The sequence below is a fragment of the Gluconacetobacter johannae genome, from assembly GCF_014174305.1.
Classification (GTDB): domain Bacteria; phylum Pseudomonadota; class Alphaproteobacteria; order Acetobacterales; family Acetobacteraceae; genus Gluconacetobacter; species Gluconacetobacter johannae.
In genome coordinates this window covers 89,273-105,864 of record NZ_JABEQH010000009.1, presented here as the reverse complement: position 1 = coordinate 105,864, position 16,592 = coordinate 89,273, and the positions used below count along the sequence as shown (strand labels likewise).

The 16,592-nt window shown below is 64.8% G+C and carries 15 protein-coding genes and 2 tRNA genes; all 17 read left to right on the top strand.

Annotated features, from left to right (window positions below; translation table 11 throughout):
* The first annotated feature begins 46 nt into the window (after positions 1 to 46).
* The 17 genes from clpX to nuoL all read left to right on the top strand — a co-directional run bounded on the left by clpX (position 47) and on the right by nuoL (position 16,582).
* Positions 47 to 1,306 carry an ATP-dependent Clp protease ATP-binding subunit ClpX gene (gene clpX, locus HLH21_RS08250; RefSeq protein WP_182943166.1) on the top strand — a complete coding sequence of 420 codons (1,260 nt, stop codon included), beginning with the start codon at positions 47 to 49 and terminating at the stop codon, positions 1,304 to 1,306.
* 332 nt (positions 1,307 to 1,638) lie between these two features.
* On the top strand, positions 1,639 to 4,017 hold the full coding sequence (gene lon / locus HLH21_RS08245; RefSeq protein ID WP_246379424.1) for an endopeptidase La: 2,379 nt from the start codon (positions 1,639 to 1,641) through the stop codon (positions 4,015 to 4,017).
* Positions 4,018 to 4,179: 162 nt separating this feature from the next.
* Positions 4,180 to 4,464 (top strand): HU family DNA-binding protein, encoded by a 285-nt coding sequence (locus tag HLH21_RS08240; RefSeq protein WP_012227333.1) that lies wholly within the window; start codon positions 4,180 to 4,182, stop codon positions 4,462 to 4,464.
* A gap of 94 nt (positions 4,465 to 4,558) precedes the next feature.
* Positions 4,559 to 4,633 (top strand) — tRNA-Val (locus HLH21_RS08235).
* A gap of 68 nt (positions 4,634 to 4,701) precedes the next feature.
* Positions 4,702 to 4,778, top strand: a tRNA-Asp gene (locus tag HLH21_RS08230).
* A gap of 254 nt (positions 4,779 to 5,032) precedes the next feature.
* Positions 5,033 to 5,398, top strand: coding sequence for an NADH-quinone oxidoreductase subunit A (locus HLH21_RS08225; RefSeq protein ID WP_182943161.1), 366 nt, complete (start codon positions 5,033 to 5,035; stop codon positions 5,396 to 5,398).
* Between the two features lie 25 nt (positions 5,399 to 5,423).
* Positions 5,424 to 5,999, top strand: a complete 576-nt coding sequence (locus HLH21_RS08220; RefSeq protein ID WP_182943159.1) for a NuoB/complex I 20 kDa subunit family protein — start codon at positions 5,424 to 5,426, stop codon at positions 5,997 to 5,999.
* Between the two features lie 46 nt (positions 6,000 to 6,045).
* Positions 6,046 to 6,657 (top strand): NADH-quinone oxidoreductase subunit C, encoded by a 612-nt coding sequence (locus HLH21_RS08215; RefSeq protein WP_246379423.1) that lies wholly within the window; start codon positions 6,046 to 6,048, stop codon positions 6,655 to 6,657.
* A 31-nt stretch (positions 6,658 to 6,688) separates the two neighbouring features.
* Positions 6,689 to 7,939 carry an NADH-quinone oxidoreductase subunit D gene (locus HLH21_RS08210; RefSeq protein ID WP_182943157.1) on the top strand — a complete coding sequence of 417 codons (1,251 nt, stop codon included), beginning with the start codon at positions 6,689 to 6,691 and terminating at the stop codon, positions 7,937 to 7,939.
* Positions 7,940 to 7,944: 5 nt separating this feature from the next.
* Positions 7,945 to 8,583 carry a complex I 24 kDa subunit family protein gene (locus HLH21_RS08205; protein WP_182943156.1) on the top strand — a complete coding sequence of 213 codons (639 nt, stop codon included), beginning with the start codon at positions 7,945 to 7,947 and terminating at the stop codon, positions 8,581 to 8,583.
* Positions 8,584 to 8,598: 15 nt separating this feature from the next.
* Positions 8,599 to 9,924, top strand: coding sequence for an NADH-quinone oxidoreductase subunit NuoF (gene nuoF / locus HLH21_RS08200; protein ID WP_182943154.1), 1,326 nt, complete (start codon positions 8,599 to 8,601; stop codon positions 9,922 to 9,924).
* A 5-nt stretch (positions 9,925 to 9,929) separates the two neighbouring features.
* Entirely contained in the window at positions 9,930 to 11,999 is a 2,070-nt protein-coding gene (nuoG, locus tag HLH21_RS08195; RefSeq protein ID WP_182943152.1) for an NADH-quinone oxidoreductase subunit NuoG, read from the top strand.
* Between the two features lie 6 nt (positions 12,000 to 12,005).
* Positions 12,006 to 13,031: an NADH-quinone oxidoreductase subunit NuoH gene (gene nuoH, locus HLH21_RS08190; RefSeq protein ID WP_182943150.1), complete on the top strand. Its 1,026-nt coding sequence runs from the start codon at positions 12,006 to 12,008 to the stop codon at positions 13,029 to 13,031.
* The gene (nuoI, locus tag HLH21_RS08185; RefSeq protein ID WP_182943148.1) at positions 13,031 to 13,519 is read left to right on the top strand and encodes an NADH-quinone oxidoreductase subunit NuoI; all 489 of its coding nucleotides are present in this window, start codon (positions 13,031 to 13,033) and stop codon (positions 13,517 to 13,519) included. The genes nuoH and nuoI overlap by 1 nt, the downstream gene beginning before the upstream one ends.
* Before the next feature lie 57 nt (positions 13,520 to 13,576).
* A complete protein-coding gene (locus HLH21_RS08180) occupies positions 13,577 to 14,314 on the top strand; it encodes an NADH-quinone oxidoreductase subunit J (protein WP_182943146.1) in 738 nt (245 codons plus the stop codon).
* Positions 14,311 to 14,634 (top strand): NADH-quinone oxidoreductase subunit NuoK, encoded by a 324-nt coding sequence (gene nuoK / locus HLH21_RS08175; protein ID WP_012227311.1) that lies wholly within the window; start codon positions 14,311 to 14,313, stop codon positions 14,632 to 14,634. The genes HLH21_RS08180 and nuoK overlap by 4 nt, the downstream gene beginning before the upstream one ends.
* Positions 14,635 to 14,641: 7 nt before the next feature.
* Positions 14,642 to 16,582 (top strand): NADH-quinone oxidoreductase subunit L, encoded by a 1,941-nt coding sequence (gene nuoL, locus HLH21_RS08170; protein WP_182943144.1) that lies wholly within the window; start codon positions 14,642 to 14,644, stop codon positions 16,580 to 16,582.
* Positions 16,583 to 16,592 lie beyond the last annotated feature (10 nt).

Sequence of the window (16,592 nt, the reverse complement as noted above, 5' to 3'; positions counted from 1 at the left end):
CGGTCCGGGCATGATGCTTCCCGGAACGTTGGGGGTAGGAGCGGTTATGAATAACAAATCCAGCGATTCCAAGAACACATTGTATTGCTCGTTCTGCGGCAAGTCGCAGCATGAGGTCCGGAAGCTGATCGCTGGTCCGACTGTCTTCATCTGTGACGAATGCGTCGAACTCTGCATGGATATCATCCGTGAGGAGCACAAGACCCACCTGGTGAAGTCGCGCGACGGTGTCCCGACCCCCAAGGAGATCTGCAAGGTTCTGGACGATTACGTGATCGGGCAGTTCTACGCCAAGAAGGTGCTGTCGGTTGCGGTCCACAACCATTACAAGCGCCTGGCCCACAGCCAGAAGAACAACGACGTCGAGATCGCGAAGTCGAACATCCTGCTGGTCGGGCCGACCGGTTCGGGCAAGACGCTGCTGGCGCAGACGCTGGCGCGGATTCTCGACGTGCCCTTCACCATGGCCGACGCGACGACGCTGACCGAGGCCGGCTATGTGGGCGAGGATGTGGAAAACATCATCCTCAAGCTGTTGCAGGCGGCCGACTATAACGTCGAGCGGGCGCAGCGCGGCATCGTCTATATCGACGAAATCGACAAGATTTCCCGCAAGTCCGACAATCCCTCGATCACCCGCGACGTCAGTGGCGAGGGCGTGCAGCAGGCGCTGCTGAAGATCATGGAAGGCACGGTGGCGTCCGTGCCGCCGCAGGGTGGACGCAAGCATCCGCAGCAGGAATTCCTGCAGGTGGACACCACCAACATGCTGTTCATCTGCGGTGGCGCGTTTGCCGGGCTGGACAAGATCATCGGCGCGCGCGGCAAGGGGTCGGGCATCGGGTTCGGCGCCGACGTCCAGTCGCCTGACGAACGGCGGACCGGCGCGATCCTGCGGGACGTGGAGCCCGAGGATCTGCTGAAATTCGGGCTGATCCCCGAATTCATCGGACGCCTGCCCGTCGTCGCGACGCTGGAGGATCTGGACGAAGCGGCGCTGATCGAGATCCTGACCAAGCCCAAGAACGCCCTGGTGAAGCAGTATGCGCGCCTGTTCCAGATGGAAGGCGTGAAGCTGACCTTCACCGAGGATGCGCTGAAGCAGGTGGCGCAGCGTGCGATCGGCCGTCGGACCGGCGCGCGGGGCCTGCGCGCGATCATGGAGAGCATCCTGCTGTCCACCATGTTCGACCTGCCGGGTCTGGAGAACGTGGACGAGGTCGTCATCAACAAGGACGTCGCCGAAAGCAAGACCAATCCCGTCTATGTCTACGGCAAGGAAAAGCCGGCCGAACAGTCGGCCTGAGCCTTTCCTGACCGGCCCGAATCCGGTGGCGGTGTTCCGCCGTGGGGGCGGGCCGGTTCGTCCTGTCGTCTTCCCATGTCGGTCCGGGGCCTTGCCATGGCGGGTCCTCATGACGACATGGTGTCTTGAGTGGTCACATATGTGACACGCCGGGCGGTGCAGGCCTTTTGGGGATGCCGGCCCGGGATCGTCCTTACAGGAGGTCAAACTACATGTCCGATTCCAAACGGCTTGATCGCGGCCCTGCCGGCGCACAGGACGCGGAAGGCGCCGCCCCCCGTCCCGAATCCGTCGATGAGGCCCATGAGGTGTCGCTCTCCGGCACCGACACGATGGCGGTGCTGCCGCTGCGTGACATCGTCGTCTTTCCCCACATGATCGTTCCTCTGTTCGTGGGGCGCGAAAAATCGGTCCGCGCGCTGGAAGCCGTGACCAAGCATGACAAGCAGATCCTGCTGGTCGCGCAGAAGAACGCCTCGCAGGACGATCCGTCGGCCGAGGACATCTATCGCTACGGCACCGTCTCGACGATCCTGCAATTGCTGAAGCTGCCCGACGGCACGGTGAAGGTGCTGGTCGAGGGCGGACGCCGGGCGCGCATCACCGCGCTGCACGACATCGACGGCCATTTCGAGGCCGAGATCGAACCGGTCGAGGAAGACCCTGCCTCGGGCAGCGAGGGCGAGGCCCTGGGCCGCACCGTCGTGTCGCAGTTCGAGCAATATATCAAGCTGAACAAGAAGATCGCGCCCGAGGTCCTGGTTTCGCTGAACCAGATCGAGGACCTGTCGAAGCTTGCCGACACGATCGCCAGCCATCTGAACCTGAAGATCGCCGAGAAGCAGGAAATCCTGGAGATCCCCGGCGTCAATGCGCGGCTGGAGCGTGTGTTTGCCCATATGGAGGCCGAAATCGGCGTCCTGCAGGTGGAAAAGCGCATCCGCAACCGCGTCAAGCGGCAGATGGAGAAGACGCAGCGCGAGTACTACCTGAACGAGCAGCTGAAGGCGATCCAGAAGGAACTGGGCGAGGGCGAGGAAGGCAAGGACGAAGCCGCCGAGATGGAGGAGCGGATCGCCAAGACCCGCCTGCCCAAGGAAGCGCGCGACAAGGCCGTGGCCGAGCTGAAGAAGCTGCGGACCATGAGCCCGATGTCGGCCGAATCGACCGTGGTACGCAATTATCTGGACTGGATCGTCAGCATTCCGTGGAAGAAGCGCTCGAAGGTGCGGCGCGATCTGGTGGAAGCCGAGAAGGTGCTGGATACCGACCATTACGGGCTGGAGAAGGTCAAGGAGCGGATCCTGGAATATCTGGCGGTCCAGAGCCGGGCGCAGAAGATCAAGGGGCCGATTCTCTGCCTCGTCGGGCCGCCGGGCGTGGGCAAGACGTCCCTGGCGCGTTCGATCGCCAAGGCGACCGGACGGCAGTACGTTCGGATGTCCCTGGGCGGCGTGCGCGACGAGGCCGAGATCCGCGGCCATCGGCGCACCTATATCGGGTCGATGCCCGGCAAGATCATCCAGGGGATGAAGAAGGCCAAGACGTCCAACCCGCTGTTCCTGCTGGACGAGATCGACAAGCTGGGGGCCGACTGGCGCGGGGACCCGTCCTCGGCGCTGCTGGAGGTCCTGGACCCCGAGCAGAACGCGACGTTCGCCGACCATTATCTGGAGGTCGATTACGACCTGTCCGACGTCATGTTCGTCACCACGGCCAACAGCCTGAACATGCCGCAGCCCTTGCTGGACCGGATGGAGATCATCCGCCTGTCGGGCTACACCGAGGACGAGAAGGTCGAGATCGCCAAGCGCCACCTGCTGGGCAAGCAGACCGAGGCGCACAGCCTGCGCCCCGACGAATGGTCGGTCAGTGACGATGCGTTGCGCGAACTGGTCCGCAGCTACACCCGCGAGGCCGGCGTGCGGAGCCTGGAGCGCGAGATCGCGACCCTGGCCCGCAAGGCGGTGCGCGAGATCGTGGCCGGCAAGGCCAAGAAGGTCGCGATCACCCGCAAGAACCTGGAGAAATACGCCGGGGTGAAGCGGTTCCGCTATGGCGAGACCGAGGCCGAGGACATGGTCGGCGTCGTGACGGGCCTGGCCTGGACCGAGGTGGGCGGCGAGATCCTGACCATCGAAAGCGTGATGGTGCCGGGCAAGGGCGCCATCAAGCAGACGGGCAAGCTGGGCGACGTCATGCAGGAAAGCGTGGCGGCGGCGCTGTCCTATGTCCGCAGCCGTTCGGTGACGTTCGGCATCAAGCCGACCCTGTTCGAAAAGCGCGACCTGCACGTGCATGTGCCCGAGGGCGCGACGCCGAAGGACGGGCCGTCGGCGGGAATCGCGATGGCGACCTCGCTGGTCAGCGTGCTGACGGGGATTCCGGTCCGGCGCGACGTGGCCATGACGGGCGAGATCACGCTGCGCGGCCGGGTCCTGGCCATCGGGGGCCTGAAGGAGAAGCTGCTGGCCGCGCATCGCGCGGGCATCAAGACGGTCTTCATCCCCAAGGACAATGAAAAGGACCTGGTGGACATCCCCGATGCCGTGAAAAAGAACCTGACGATCGTGCCTGTCGCCCATGTGGACGAGGTGATCGGGCAGGCGCTGGTCACGCGCCCCGAGCCGATCGAATGGACCGAGGCCCCCGAGCCCGTTGCCGCGGCGGCATCCACTACGGGAATGGCTGCTTCATCCCTGCCGCATTGAATGTGTCAAAAACGCACCAACCCGCCCGATTTGTCGGAGTTAGCCGCCGGATCGGGGGGGGTGGTCGGTTGACGCGGCCCGAAACGACTGCATAGTGCGGCGCAAGGCGGCGCAGGCGATCATCTGGTTCCTGGCGCGCGCGAAGCTAAAGAAAGGCGTAAAATGGAGAAGCCACTTAACAAGCAGGAACTCGTCGCCGCTGTGGCCGACGACGCCGATCTGCCGAAGGCGAAGGCGGGCGAAGTGGTCGATGCCGTGTTCAGCGCGATCGAGAAGGCCCTGTCCAAGAAGCAGGAAGTCCGTCTGGTCGGCTTCGGAACGTTCGTCACCGCGACGCGCAAGGCTGCCAAGGGGCGCAACCCCCGCACGGGCGAGGAAATCGACATTCCGGCGTCCACCTCCGTCCGTTTCAAGCCGGGCAAGAACCTGAAGGAAGCCGTGAGCTGATCGCGCGCTGATTTCGGCAGGGGGCCAGGCCGGCCGCGCGCCGCGTCGTGGCCCCTTTTTGTTTTCTGGATGTTGTTGTACAGACCGCGTCTGCGGGCGATTAGCTCAGCGGTAGAGCGTCTCGTTTACACCGAGAGGGTCGGCGGTTCGATCCCGTCATCGCCCACCACGCCAAAAACTTCCGGTGCGTCGGTTGACGTGGTCGGGGGGGATGGCTAAAGACCGCCTCACGCCTTCGCGGGTGTAGCTCAGTTGGTTAGAGCGCCGGCCTGTCACGCCGGAGGTCGCGGGTTCGAGCCCCGTCACTCGCGCCACGGTCGTTCTTCACGACCGTAATACCGGAAATTCAGTTTCCGCATCAATAATCACATGAAAATCTTGGGCCGGTGAAAGTAATTCGCCGTTAACGCCCGTATCCATGTGGTGTTTCCCGTCATCACGGTAATGTTCCTGTCTTCATGGTGCATCGCACATAGTCGCACCGGAAGGTTGGGTCTAACCTTCCTGCATGTCGAAGCCCTGTTTCGTCATGACGCCGAATGGCGTGCCACCAGTCAGGGGAAGCATCATGCAGTCCGTCATTGCGGATTACTTTCCGATCCTTGTCTTCGCTGTGATCGCCGTTGTCATTGCCGGCGCGATGCTGGGCAGTTCCCTGTTGTTCGGGCACCAGAAGCCCTACGCCGAGAAGGTGTCCGCCTATGAATGCGGATTCGAGGCCTTCGACGACGCGCGGCGTCGTTTCGACGTGCGCTTCTACCTTGTGGCGATCCTGTTCATCATCTTCGACCTCGAGGTCGCCTTCCTGTTTCCCTGGGCGGTCAGCCTGTCGCGGATCGGCCTGTTCGGCTTCCTGTCCATGATGGGGTTCCTGGGCATTCTGACGGTCGGGTTCATCTACGAATGGTGCAAGGGCGCATTGGACTGGGATTGAGGACGTGCGGGAAGGAGAGACGCGTATGAGTGCCGCCACAGCGACAGGCGAGGGGCAGGACGCCATCGCCTGGAACCGGGAAATGCTGCCGCCGGGGCAGGAACAGGACGCCGTCATCAAGGGCATCACCGGCGAGATCACCGAAAAGGGCTTTGTCGTCGCCAATCTCGACAAGCTGGTGAACTGGGGACGGACCGGTAGCCTGTGGCCGATGTCCTTCGGCCTGGCCTGCTGCGCGGTGGAGATGATCCACGCCTACATGCCGCGCTACGACCTGGACCGGATGGGCATCATCCCGCGCGGGTCGCCACGCCAGTCGGACGTCATGATCGTCGCCGGCACGCTGACCAACAAGATGGCGCCGGCCCTGCGCCGGGTCTACGACCAGATGGCCGAGCCGCGCTGGGTCATCTCGATGGGGTCGTGCGCCAACGGTGGCGGCTATTACCATTATTCCTATTCCGTGGTGCGCGGATGCGACCGGATCGTTCCGGTGGATGTCTATGTCCCAGGCTGTCCGCCGACGGCCGAGGCCCTGATCTACGGCATCCTGCAATTGCAGAAGAAAATCCGCAGGACAGGGACGATTCTCCGTGGCTGATACCGGAAACGATCTGGTGTCCGGGGCGACCCGGGCACGCGGGGCCCTGGGGTCCCTGGCGTTCGCCCTGTCCACCGCCGTGCCGGGCATCCGGTCGGCGGCGATCGAGGGGGGGGAACTGGTCGTACGCACCACGCGCGATCGCCTGATCGGGCTGATGACCCTGCTGCGCGACGATCCGCGCTATGCGTGCGAGCAGATGATGGACCTGTGCGGGGTGGATTTCCCCGAACGGGCCGAGCGATTCGACATCGTCTACAATCTGCTGTCGGTGTCGCGTAACCACCGGATTCGGGTGATCGTCACGGCCGACGAGACGTCGCCGGTGCCGTCGGTCCATCTGCTGTGGGCCGCGGCCACGTGGTGGGAGCGCGAGTGCTACGACATGTTCGGCGTCCTGTTCTCGGGCCAGCCGGACCTGCGCCGCATCCTGACCGACTACGGATTCGAGGGGCATCCGCTGCGGAAGGATTTCCCGCTGACCGGCTATGTCGAGGTGCGGTACGACGAGGACCGCCGGCAGGTGGTCTACGAGCCGGTCAAGCTGACGCAGGATTTCCGCAATTTCGATTTCGAATCGCCCTGGGAAGGCATCCTGACCCTTCCGGGCGACGAGAAGGCGCATGAAACCCGTCAGGGACTGAAGTTGCCGCGATGATCGGGACACCCAAGCCGAAGGGAGCCGGACGATGAGCGACATTGTCCTTCACAAGGATATCCCGGAGACCCTGCTGCCGGCCGATGCGGCCGCCGGGGCCGAGACCCGCACGGTCGAGATCGATTCCCATGCCCTGAATTTCGGCCCGCAGCATCCGTCCGCCCACGGCGTGCTGCGCCTGGTGCTGGAAATGGAAGGCGAGGTCGTCGCCCGCGCCATTCCGCATATCGGCCTGCTGCATCGCGGCACGGAAAAGCTGATCGAGTACAAGACCTACCCGAAGGCGCTGCCCTATTTCGATCGTCTCGATTACGTCTCGCCCATGTGCGAGGAGCAGGCTTTCGCCCTGGCGACCGAGAAGCTGCTGGGGATCGACATCCCGGACCGTGCGAAATGGATTCGGGTGATGTTCGCGGAACTGACGCGAATCCTGAACCATATCCTCAACCTGACCTCGTTCGGGCTGGATTGCGGCGCCCTGACCCCGGCCCTGTGGGGATATGAGGAACGCGAGAAGCTGATCGAATTCTACGAGGCGGCGTCGGGCGCGCGCTTTCATGCCAATTATTTCCGCCCCGGCGGCGTCGCGCGCGACCTGCCGGCAGGGCTGGAGGAGCGGATCGGCGAATGGGCGCGGCAGTTCCCGAAATGGATCGACGATCTGGAAGGCCTGCTGACCAATAACCGGATCTGGAAACAGCGGACGGTCGGCATCGGCGTGTTCACGACGGAACAGGCGCTGTCGTGGGGTTTCAGCGGCCCGTGCCTGCGCGCCTCGGGCGTGCCGTGGGACCTGCGGCGGGCCCAGCCGTATGACAATTACGACAAGGTCGAATTCAATATCCCTGTCACGCGCCAGGGCGATTGTTATGACCGCTATCTGATCCGCGTCGCCGAAATGCGCGAGAGCGTGCGGATCGTCGAACAATGCCTGGCCCGGATGCGGCCCGGCCCGATCAAGATCCAGGATCACAAGATCACGCCGCCGCCCCGGCGCGAGATGAAGCGCTCGATGGAAGCGCTGATCCATCATTTCAAGCTGTTCACCGAGGGGTATCACGTCCCGCCCGGCGCCACCTACACGGCGGTCGAAAGCCCGAAGGGCGAGTTCGGCGTCTATCTGGTGGCCGACGGCAGCAACCGCCCCTACCGATGCAAGATCCGGCCGACCGGCTTTGCCCATCTGCAGGCGATCGACGAGATGTCGCGTCGCCACATGCTGGCGGACGCCGTCGCGATCATCGGCTCGCTCGACCTGGTGTTCGGCGAGATAGACAGGTGAAAGAGATGTCCGCTCATTCCCCCATAGACCAGATCGAGCAGCCCGCTTCCTTCGCCTTCGACGAGGAAAGCGAGGCGGAGATTGCGACCATCCTGGCCAAATACCCGGCCGAACGGAAGGCCAGCGGCACGCTGCCGCTGCTGTATGTCGCGCAGAAGCAGATGGGCCGCCTGACCGGCAGCGCCTGGGTGCCGCGCGTGGCGATGGACGAGATCGCCCGGCGGCTGGAGGTCGCGCCGATCCGGGTCTACGAGGTTGCGACCTTCTACCTGATGTTCAACACCCGGCCGATCGGCCGCTACCATCTGCAGGTCTGCACGACCACGTCGTGCTGGCTGCGCGGGTCCGACGATGTGGTCGCGGCCTGCAAGAAGGCGACCGGCATTGCGGCCTTCGGTCAATCGAGCGCGGACGGGCTGTTCACGCTGACCGAGGTCGAATGCCTCGGCGCGTGTTCCAATGCGCCTGTCCTGCAAGTTGATGATGATTTCTACGAAGATCTGGACGGGCCGCGCACGGTCGAACTGATCGAGGCGCTGCGCCGGGGCGAACGGCCGACGCCTGGCCCGACGATCGACCGCCTGGACTCTGCCCCGGCGGGTGGGCGCAAGACGCTGACAGACAGTCCGGCAGAGCCGGGCTGAGTGGGAGAGACGGGAATGCTTCAGGACAAGGACCGGATCTTCACCAACCTCTACGGCCAGCACGACTGGCGTCTTGCCGGCGCGCGCCAGCGGGGGGACTGGGCCGACACGGCGGCGATCCTGGCCCGTGGCCGGGATGCGATCGTCAATGAAATGAAGGCGTCGGGCCTGCGCGGGCGGGGCGGGGCGGGCTTTCCGACCGGTGTGAAATGGTCGTTCATGCCCAAGGCTTCGGACGGCCGCCCGCATTATCTGGTGATTAACGGCGACGAATCCGAACCGGGCACCTGCAAGGACCGCGAGATCCTGCGGCACGAGCCGCACAAGCTGATCGAAAGCGCGCTGATCGCCTCGTTCGCGATGGGCGCGCATACGGCCTATATCTATATTCGTGGCGAGTTCTTCAACGAGGCCCGGCATCTGCAGATTGCGATCGACGAGGCCTACGCGGCCGGCCTGATCGGCAGGAACGCAGCCGGATCGGGCTGGGATTTCGATTTCTACATTCATCGCGGCGCCGGCGCCTATATCTGCGGCGAGGAAACCGCGCTGCTGGAAAGCCTGGAAGGCAAGAAGGGCCAGCCCCGGATGAAGCCGCCTTTTCCGGCGGCGATGGGGCTGTATGGATGCCCGACCACGGTGAACAACGTGGAAAGCATCTCGGTCGCGTCCACCATCCTGCGGCGCGGCGCGACGTGGTTTTCCTCGCTGGGCCGTCCGAACAACGCGGGCACCAAGCTGATGGCCATCTCGGGCCACGTCAACACGCCCTGCGTGTTCGAGGAGGAACTGGGCGTTCCGCTGAAGGACATCATCGAAAAGCATGGCGGCGGCGTGCGTGGCGGCTGGGACAATCTGCTGGCCGTCATTCCCGGCGGCTGCTCGGTCCCCGTCCTGCCGAAAGCGGTCTGCGAGACGGTGCTGATGGATTTTGACAGCCTGCGCGCCGAACGGTCGGGCCTGGGCACGGCCTGCATGATCGTCATGGACAAATCCACCGACATCATTCGCGCCATCGCCCGCTTCTCGCAATTCTTCAAGCATGAAAGCTGCGGCCAGTGCACGCCCTGCCGCGAGGGGACGGGCTGGATGATGCGCGTCATGCAGCGGATGGTCGAGGGACGCGCGGAACTCGAGGAAATCGACATGCTCGAACAGGTCACGCGCCAGGTCGAGGGTCATACGATCTGCGCCCTGGGCGACGCGGCGGCATGGCCGATCCAGGGCCTGATCCGGCATTTCCGCCCGGTGATGGAAGATCGGATCCGGGCCTACAAGGCCGCCCATGGTGGCGGCCAGATCACGCAAGTGCCGCTCGGCATCCCCGTGGCGGCGGAGTAAGGGCGATGGTGAAGGTTACCGTCGACGGAATCCAGGTGGAGGTTCCCAACGGGTCCAGCGCGCTGCAGGCGTGCGAGGCCGCGGGCAAGGAAATCCCGCGTTTCTGTTTCCACGAACGGCTGTCGGTCGCGGGCAATTGCCGCATGTGCCTGGTGCAGGTGGTGCGTGCGCCCAAGCCCGTGGCGTCCTGCGGCTTTCCGGTGGCGGAAGGGATGGAAATCCTGACCGACACCGAAATCGTCCGCAAGGCGCGGCGCGCGGTGATGGAATTCCTGCTCATCAACCATCCGCTGGATTGTCCGATCTGCGACCAGGGCGGCGAGTGCGATCTGCAGGACCAGGCGTTCGGCTATGGCGCGGACCATTCGCGCTACCAGGAAGCCAAGCGGGCGGTGACGGACAAATATCTCGGCCCGCTGGTCAAGACGGTGATGACGCGCTGCATCCAGTGCACGCGCTGCGTCCGTTTCGCGACCGAGATCGCGGGCGTGCCCGAACTGGGCGCCGTGTCGCGCGGCGAAAACATGGAAATCACCAACTATGTCGAAAAGGCCCTGACCTCGGAACTGTCGGGGAATTTGATCGACATCTGCCCGGTCGGCGCGCTGACCTCCAAGCCCTATGCCTTCACCGCCCGCCCGTGGGAGCTGAAGAGGACCGATTCGATCGACGTGTTCGACGCCGTCGGCACCAATACCAGCCTGCACGTCCGTGGCAGCGCCGTGCTGCGTATCGTGCCCCGCGTCAATGACGAGGTGAACGAGGAGTGGCTGGCCGACAAGGGCCGCTTCGCGATGGACGGGCTGAAGCATCGGCGGCTGGACCGCCCGTGGGTGCGCGTCCACGGCAAGCTGCAACCCGTCTCGTGGCAGGATGCGTTCGTCGCGATCGGACGCCGGCTGGATGGCGTGGCGGGCGAGCGGATCGGCGCGATCGTCGGTGATCTGTGCGATGCCGAAAGCATGCTGGCGCTGAAGGACCTGATGACGGCGCTGGGGTCGTCCAACGTCGACTGCCGCCAGGACGGCGCACAGTACGACGTGTCCCGCCGGGAATTCTATACGTTCGGCAGCGGCATCGCCGGGATCGAGGAGGCGGACGCCCTGCTGATCGTGGGATCGGTCCCCCGGCAGGAGGCGCCGGTGCTCAATGCCCGGATCCGCAAGCGGTTCGTCGCCGCCGGGCGGGGCGGCTTCCCGATCGGGATGATCGGGGAGCCGACCGCCGATCCGACTTATCGTGCCGAGATCCTGGGTGACGGGCCTGGCATCCTGGCCGACCTGCGGAGCGGCAGCCATCCGTTCGCCGACGTGCTGAAGGCGGCGAAGCGGCCGATGATGATCGTCGGCCACGGTGCGCTGGTACGCGAGGACGCGCGGGCGATCCTGGCGGCCTGCTGGGCGCTGGCGGTGGAGGTCGGGGCAGTCGGGCCGGACTGGAACGGCTTCAACGTCCTGCACACCGCCGCCAGCCGCGTGGCGGGCCTGGACCTGGGCCTGCTGCCCGGTTCGGGCGGACGCAGCGCCGCGGGCATGATGAGCGGCGGCGTGGACGTGCTGTGGCTGCTGGGCGCCGATGAATTCCATACGGCGCAGATCGGCGCGCAGACCTTCGTCGTCTACCAGGGGCATCACGGCGACGCCGCCGCCGCGCGGGCCGACGTGATCCTGCCCGGCGCCAGCTTCGCCGAGAAATCGGGCACCTATGTGAATACCGAGGGGCGGGTCCAGCGATCGTTCCGCGCGGTCATGCCGCCGGGCGACGCGCGCGAGGACTGGCGGATCCTGCGGGCGTTTTCCGAGGTCGTCGGCAAGACGCTGCCCTACGACACGCTCGAGGCCCTGCGGGACCGCCTGGCGGCGGCCAACCCGGTCTTCCGCGTCATCGGCGGCCGTGACGTGGCCGGCGTGTCCGACCTGACGGGGCCGGCCGGCGACCCGGCCGCCGTGTCGCCGGCGCCGTTCCAGCCGGTGATCGACGATTATTATCAGACCAACCCCATCTGCCGGGCCAGCCCGACGATGGGCGAATGTTCGCGGATCTATGTCCATCCCCGGACGGTGGCGGCGGAGTAAGGCGACGTGGCGCATTTCTTTCTGCACACCCTGATCGGCCAGGTTATTCTGACGGTCCTCGAGGCCCTGGCGGTCCTGGTGCCCCTGCTGCTGGGGGTGGCGTACCTGACCCTGGCCGAGCGCAAGGTCATGGCTGCGATGCAGCTTCGCAAGGGGCCGAACGTGAACGGCCCGTTCGGGGTGCTCCAGGCCTTTGCCGACGCGATCAAGATGATAACCAAGGAAACGGTGATCCCGTCCGGGGCGAACCGGTTTCTGTTCCTGTTCGCGCCGTTCCTGACCTTCTCGCTGGCGATGGTCGCATGGGCGGTCATTCCCACCAACAACGGCTGGGCGGTGGCGAACATCAATGTGGGCATCCTGTACCTGTTGGCGATCTCGTCGCTGGGGGTCTACGGAATCCTGATCGCGGGGTGGGCGTCCAATTCGAAATACGCCTTCCTCGGCGGCCTGCGATCGGCGGCGCAGATGGTGTCGTACGAGGTCTCGATCGGCCTGGTCATCGTCTCGGTCCTGCTGGCGGTCGGCAGCCTGAACCTGAACGACATCGTGCTGGCGCAGCGCCATGTCTGGTTCTGCCTGCCGATGTTTCCGATGTTCATCGTCTTCTTCATTTCGGCGCTGGCGGAAACCAACCGCGCGCCGTTTGATCTGCCCGAAGGCGAGAGCGAGCTGGTGGCCGGCTTCTTCGTCGAATATTCGGCGCTGGCCTTCGGCCTGTTCTTCCTTGGCGAATACGCCAACATGTTCCTGATGTCGGGCATGGTCAGCATCCTGTTCCTGGGCGGCTGGCTGCCGCCGGTGGGGCTTGCGCCATTCACCTGGATTCCGGGGCCGCTGTGGCTGATCGCGAAAATCCTGTTCTGCCTGTTCGTCTTCATCTGGGTGCGCGCGACGTTCCCGCGCTACCGCTACGACCAGCTCATGCGGCTGGGATGGAAGGTGTTCCTTCCGTTCTCGCTGGTCTGGATGGTGCTGACGGCAGGCTTCCTGCTGGCCACCGGGCTGCTGCCCCAGGGAGGAGCAAGCTGATGGGACATCTCGACCGGACGGTCCGTTCCTTCCTTCTGGCCGAACTGGTGGCCGGGATGGGGGCGACGCTGCGGGCCTTCTTCAAGCCCAAGGCGACGATCAACTATCCTTACGAAAAGGGGCCGCTGTCGCCCCGCTTCCGGGGCGAGCACGCACTGCGCCGCTACCCCAATGGCGAGGAACGCTGCATCGCCTGCAAACTGTGCGAGGCGACGTGCCCGGCGGAAGCCATCACCATCGAATCCGAACCCCGTGACGACGGGTCGCGGCGCACCACGCGCTACGACATCGACATGACGAAATGCATCTATTGCGGCCTGTGCGAGGAAGCCTGCCCGGTGGATGCGATCGTCGAGGGGCCGAATTACGAGTTCGCGACCGAAACGCGGGAGGAGCTCATGTACAACAAGGACAAGCTGCTCGCCAACGGCGATCGCTGGGAGAGCGTCCTGGCGCGGCGGCTGGAACTCGATGCGCCTTATCGTTGAGAGATCCGGCCCCCGGCTGGAGGAGGAAAAATCCATGCGGCAGCAAGGTCAGCGACAATGACCCAAATCGTCTTCTATGTCTTCGCGACGGTGCTGGTCCTGTCGGCCGGAATGGTGGTCAGCGCCCGCAACCCGGTCCATTCCGTTCTGTTCCTGATCCTGGCCTTCTTCAACGCGGCAGGGTTGTTCCTGATCGCGGGGGCCGAGTTCCTGGCGATGATCCTGGTCATCGTCTATGTCGGCGCGGTCGCGGTGCTGTTCCTGTTCGTCGTGATGATGCTGGATGTGCGCTTCACCCGGATGCGCGAGGGATTGCAGCGCTACGCCCCCTTCGGGGCGGCGGTCGGCGGCGTGCTGTTCGCGGAACTGGCGCTGGCGTTCGGGCACTGGCGGATCGCGGCCAACATCGCCGACGTGCCCCATCTGGTGCCGGCGCCGGGCCGGACCAACACGGCGGCGCTGGGGGACGTGCTGTATACCCATTACGTCTTCCTGTTCGAAGCCTGCGGCGTCGTGCTGCTGGTGGCCATGATCGGCGCCATCGTGCTGACCCTGCGCGAGCGCCCGATGGGACGGCGGCAGAATATCGACCGCCAGCATGAACGCACGGCCGCGGAATCGGTCGAGATGATGGCCCTGCCGCTGGGGCGGGGCGTCGCGGAACTCGGCGGTTTCCGCCGACCGGACAAATCCTATTACGTCGCTTCGGTCCCCGGATCGTACGGGGTGACGGCCGAGGCCGTGCCCCAGGCCGCCCCGGCCGGCGACGACAGGAAGGGAGGGCTGGGCCAATGACCGGCGGACTGGGAAGCATCGGCATCGGCCCGTACCTGACGGTCAGCGCCATCCTGCTGGTGCTGGGCGTCTTCGGGATTTTCCTGAACCGCAAGAACGTCATCATCATCCTGATGTCGATCGAGCTGATCCTGCTGTCGGCCAATCTGAACTTCGTCGCGTTCTCGTCGGCGCTCGGCGATCTGTCGGGGCAGGTCTTCACCTTGTTCGTCCTGACCATCGCGGCCGCCGAATCCGCGATCGGGCTTGCGATCGTGACCGTCTATTTCCGCAATCGCGGGTCGATCGAGGTCGAAGACATTACGATGATGAAGGGTTGAGCGGATCATGGAAACGGCATCCTACCTTTTCGAGATCGCGGTTCTCGGCCCCCTGTTCGCCTCGGTCGTGGCGGGGCTGTTCGGTCGGCTGATCGGTGACGGGTTGGCCCAGATCCTGACGACGGGCCTGATGATCGTGGCTGCCCTGTGCGGGATCGGCGCGCTGGGGCTGGCGTTGCAGTCCGGGGCGACACCGGTGGTCGTGCTGTTGGCCGACTGGATCCGCGCGGGCAGCTTCCATGCCGCCTGGACGCTACGCCTGGACACGCTGTCGCTGTCGATGGTGGCGATGGTGACCGGCGTGTCGGCGCTCGTGCATCTCTACAGCACCGGCTACATGGGGCATGAGACGACGCCGACCTACCGGTTCTTCTCGTACCTTTCGCTCTTTACCTTCGCGATGCTGATGCTGGTCACGTCCAACGACCTGGTGCAGCTGTTCTTCGGGTGGGAAGGGGTCGGCCTGGCCAGCTACCTGCTGATCGGCTACTGGTACGACCGGCCCAGCGCGGTCAATGCGGCGATCAAGGCCTTCGTGGTCAACCGCGTCGCCGACCTTTTCTTCATGGTGGGGATCGCCCTGCTGTTCGTCGAATTCGGCTCGGTCACCTACGACAACATCTTTGCCCTGGTTCCCGCGCATGGGGACGACACCTACATGCTGTTCGGCACCCACCGGGTCTACGAGATCATCTGCATGCTGCTGTTCATCGGTGCGATGGGCAAGTCGGCGCAGCTGTTCCTGCACACCTGGCTGCCGGATGCGATGGAAGGGCCCACGCCGGTGTCCGCCCTGATCCATGCGGCGACCATGGTGACCGCCGGCGTGTTCCTGATGGCGCGCATGTCGCCGCTGATCGAATTCGCGCCCGCGACCAAGGCCTTCATCCTGTTCATCGGGGCGACGACCTGTTTCTTCGCCGCGACGGTCGGGCTGGTGCAGCCGGACATCAAGCGGACGATCGCCTATTCCACCTGTTCGCAGCTTGGCTACATGTTCGTCGCGGCCGGGGTGGGGGCGTACCAGGCCTCCATGTTCCACCTGACGACGCATGCGTTCTTCAAGGCGCTGCTGTTCCTGGGCGCGGGTTCGGTCATCCACGCCGTCCACGACGAACAGGACATGTTCCGCATGGGCGGCCTGTGGAAGAAGATCCCGCTGACCTATGGCGCGATGTGGGCGGGCAGCCTGGCGCTGGCGGGCATCTTTCCCTTCGCGGGCTACTGGTCGAAGGATGCGATCCTGGAAGCGGCCTGGATGGCGCACAGCGGCCTGGGGTTCTACGCCTGGACGCTGGGCTGCGTGACCGCCTTCCTGACGGCGCTGTATAGCTGGCGCCTGCTGTTCCTGGTCTTCCACGGCACGCCGCGCGACCCGCATCTGTATGAAGGCGCGCATGAAAGCCCGGTCTCGATGACGCTGCCGCTGGTGCTGCTGGGCATCGGCGCGGTGCTGGGCGGCATCCTTCTTGCGCCGTACTATGTCGGCTCCGGCCAGGCGGCCTTCTGGAACGGCGCCATCGTCAACGCCCCGGGCAACACGATCGTCGAGACGCTGGAGCAGACGCCCGAACTGATCGCGCTGATGCCGACGTTCGCGGGGGTGGCCGGCATCCTGGTCGCCTACGTGTGCTACATCGCCAGCCCCGCCATTCCAGCGACGCTGGCGGCCAGCCTGCGGCCGCTGTACCTGTTCCTGCTGAACAAATGGTATTTCGACGAACTCTATGACCTGATCTTCGTCCGTCCCTACCGCGCGCTGGCGCGCCTGTTGTGGAAGGGCGCGGACGAGGGCGTGATCGAAGGCATCCCGCAGGGACTGGCCCGCATGACGGTGGGTACCGCCGGCCAGGCGGTGCGGACCCAGACCGGGTCGATCGCGGTCTATGCCTTCACGATGCTGATCGGCCTGGTGGTGCTCGTCACCACCATGCTGATCTTCCACTGATCTCCGGGAA

Coding starts and splice junctions, on each gene's coding strand:
- HLH21_RS08205 (WP_182943156.1), top strand. CDS start 7,945: ATGTCCGCTCATTCCCCCATAGACCAGATCGAGCAGCCCGCTTCCTTC.
- nuoF (WP_182943154.1), top strand. CDS start 8,599: ATGCTTCAGGACAAGGACCGGATCTTCACCAACCTCTACGGCCAGCAC.
- nuoK (WP_012227311.1), top strand. CDS start 14,311: ATGACCGGCGGACTGGGAAGCATCGGCATCGGCCCGTACCTGACGGTC.
- HLH21_RS08220 (WP_182943159.1), top strand. CDS start 5,424: ATGAGTGCCGCCACAGCGACAGGCGAGGGGCAGGACGCCATCGCCTGG.
- clpX (WP_182943166.1), top strand. CDS start 47: ATGAATAACAAATCCAGCGATTCCAAGAACACATTGTATTGCTCGTTC.
- nuoG (WP_182943152.1), top strand. CDS start 9,930: ATGGTGAAGGTTACCGTCGACGGAATCCAGGTGGAGGTTCCCAACGGG.
- nuoL (WP_182943144.1), top strand. CDS start 14,642: ATGGAAACGGCATCCTACCTTTTCGAGATCGCGGTTCTCGGCCCCCTG.
- lon (WP_246379424.1), top strand. CDS start 1,639: ATGGCGGTGCTGCCGCTGCGTGACATCGTCGTCTTTCCCCACATGATC.
- HLH21_RS08240 (WP_012227333.1), top strand. CDS start 4,180: ATGGAGAAGCCACTTAACAAGCAGGAACTCGTCGCCGCTGTGGCCGAC.
- HLH21_RS08210 (WP_182943157.1), top strand. CDS start 6,689: ATGAGCGACATTGTCCTTCACAAGGATATCCCGGAGACCCTGCTGCCG.
- nuoI (WP_182943148.1), top strand. CDS start 13,031: ATGGGACATCTCGACCGGACGGTCCGTTCCTTCCTTCTGGCCGAACTG.
- HLH21_RS08180 (WP_182943146.1), top strand. CDS start 13,577: ATGACCCAAATCGTCTTCTATGTCTTCGCGACGGTGCTGGTCCTGTCG.
- HLH21_RS08225 (WP_182943161.1), top strand. CDS start 5,033: ATGCAGTCCGTCATTGCGGATTACTTTCCGATCCTTGTCTTCGCTGTG.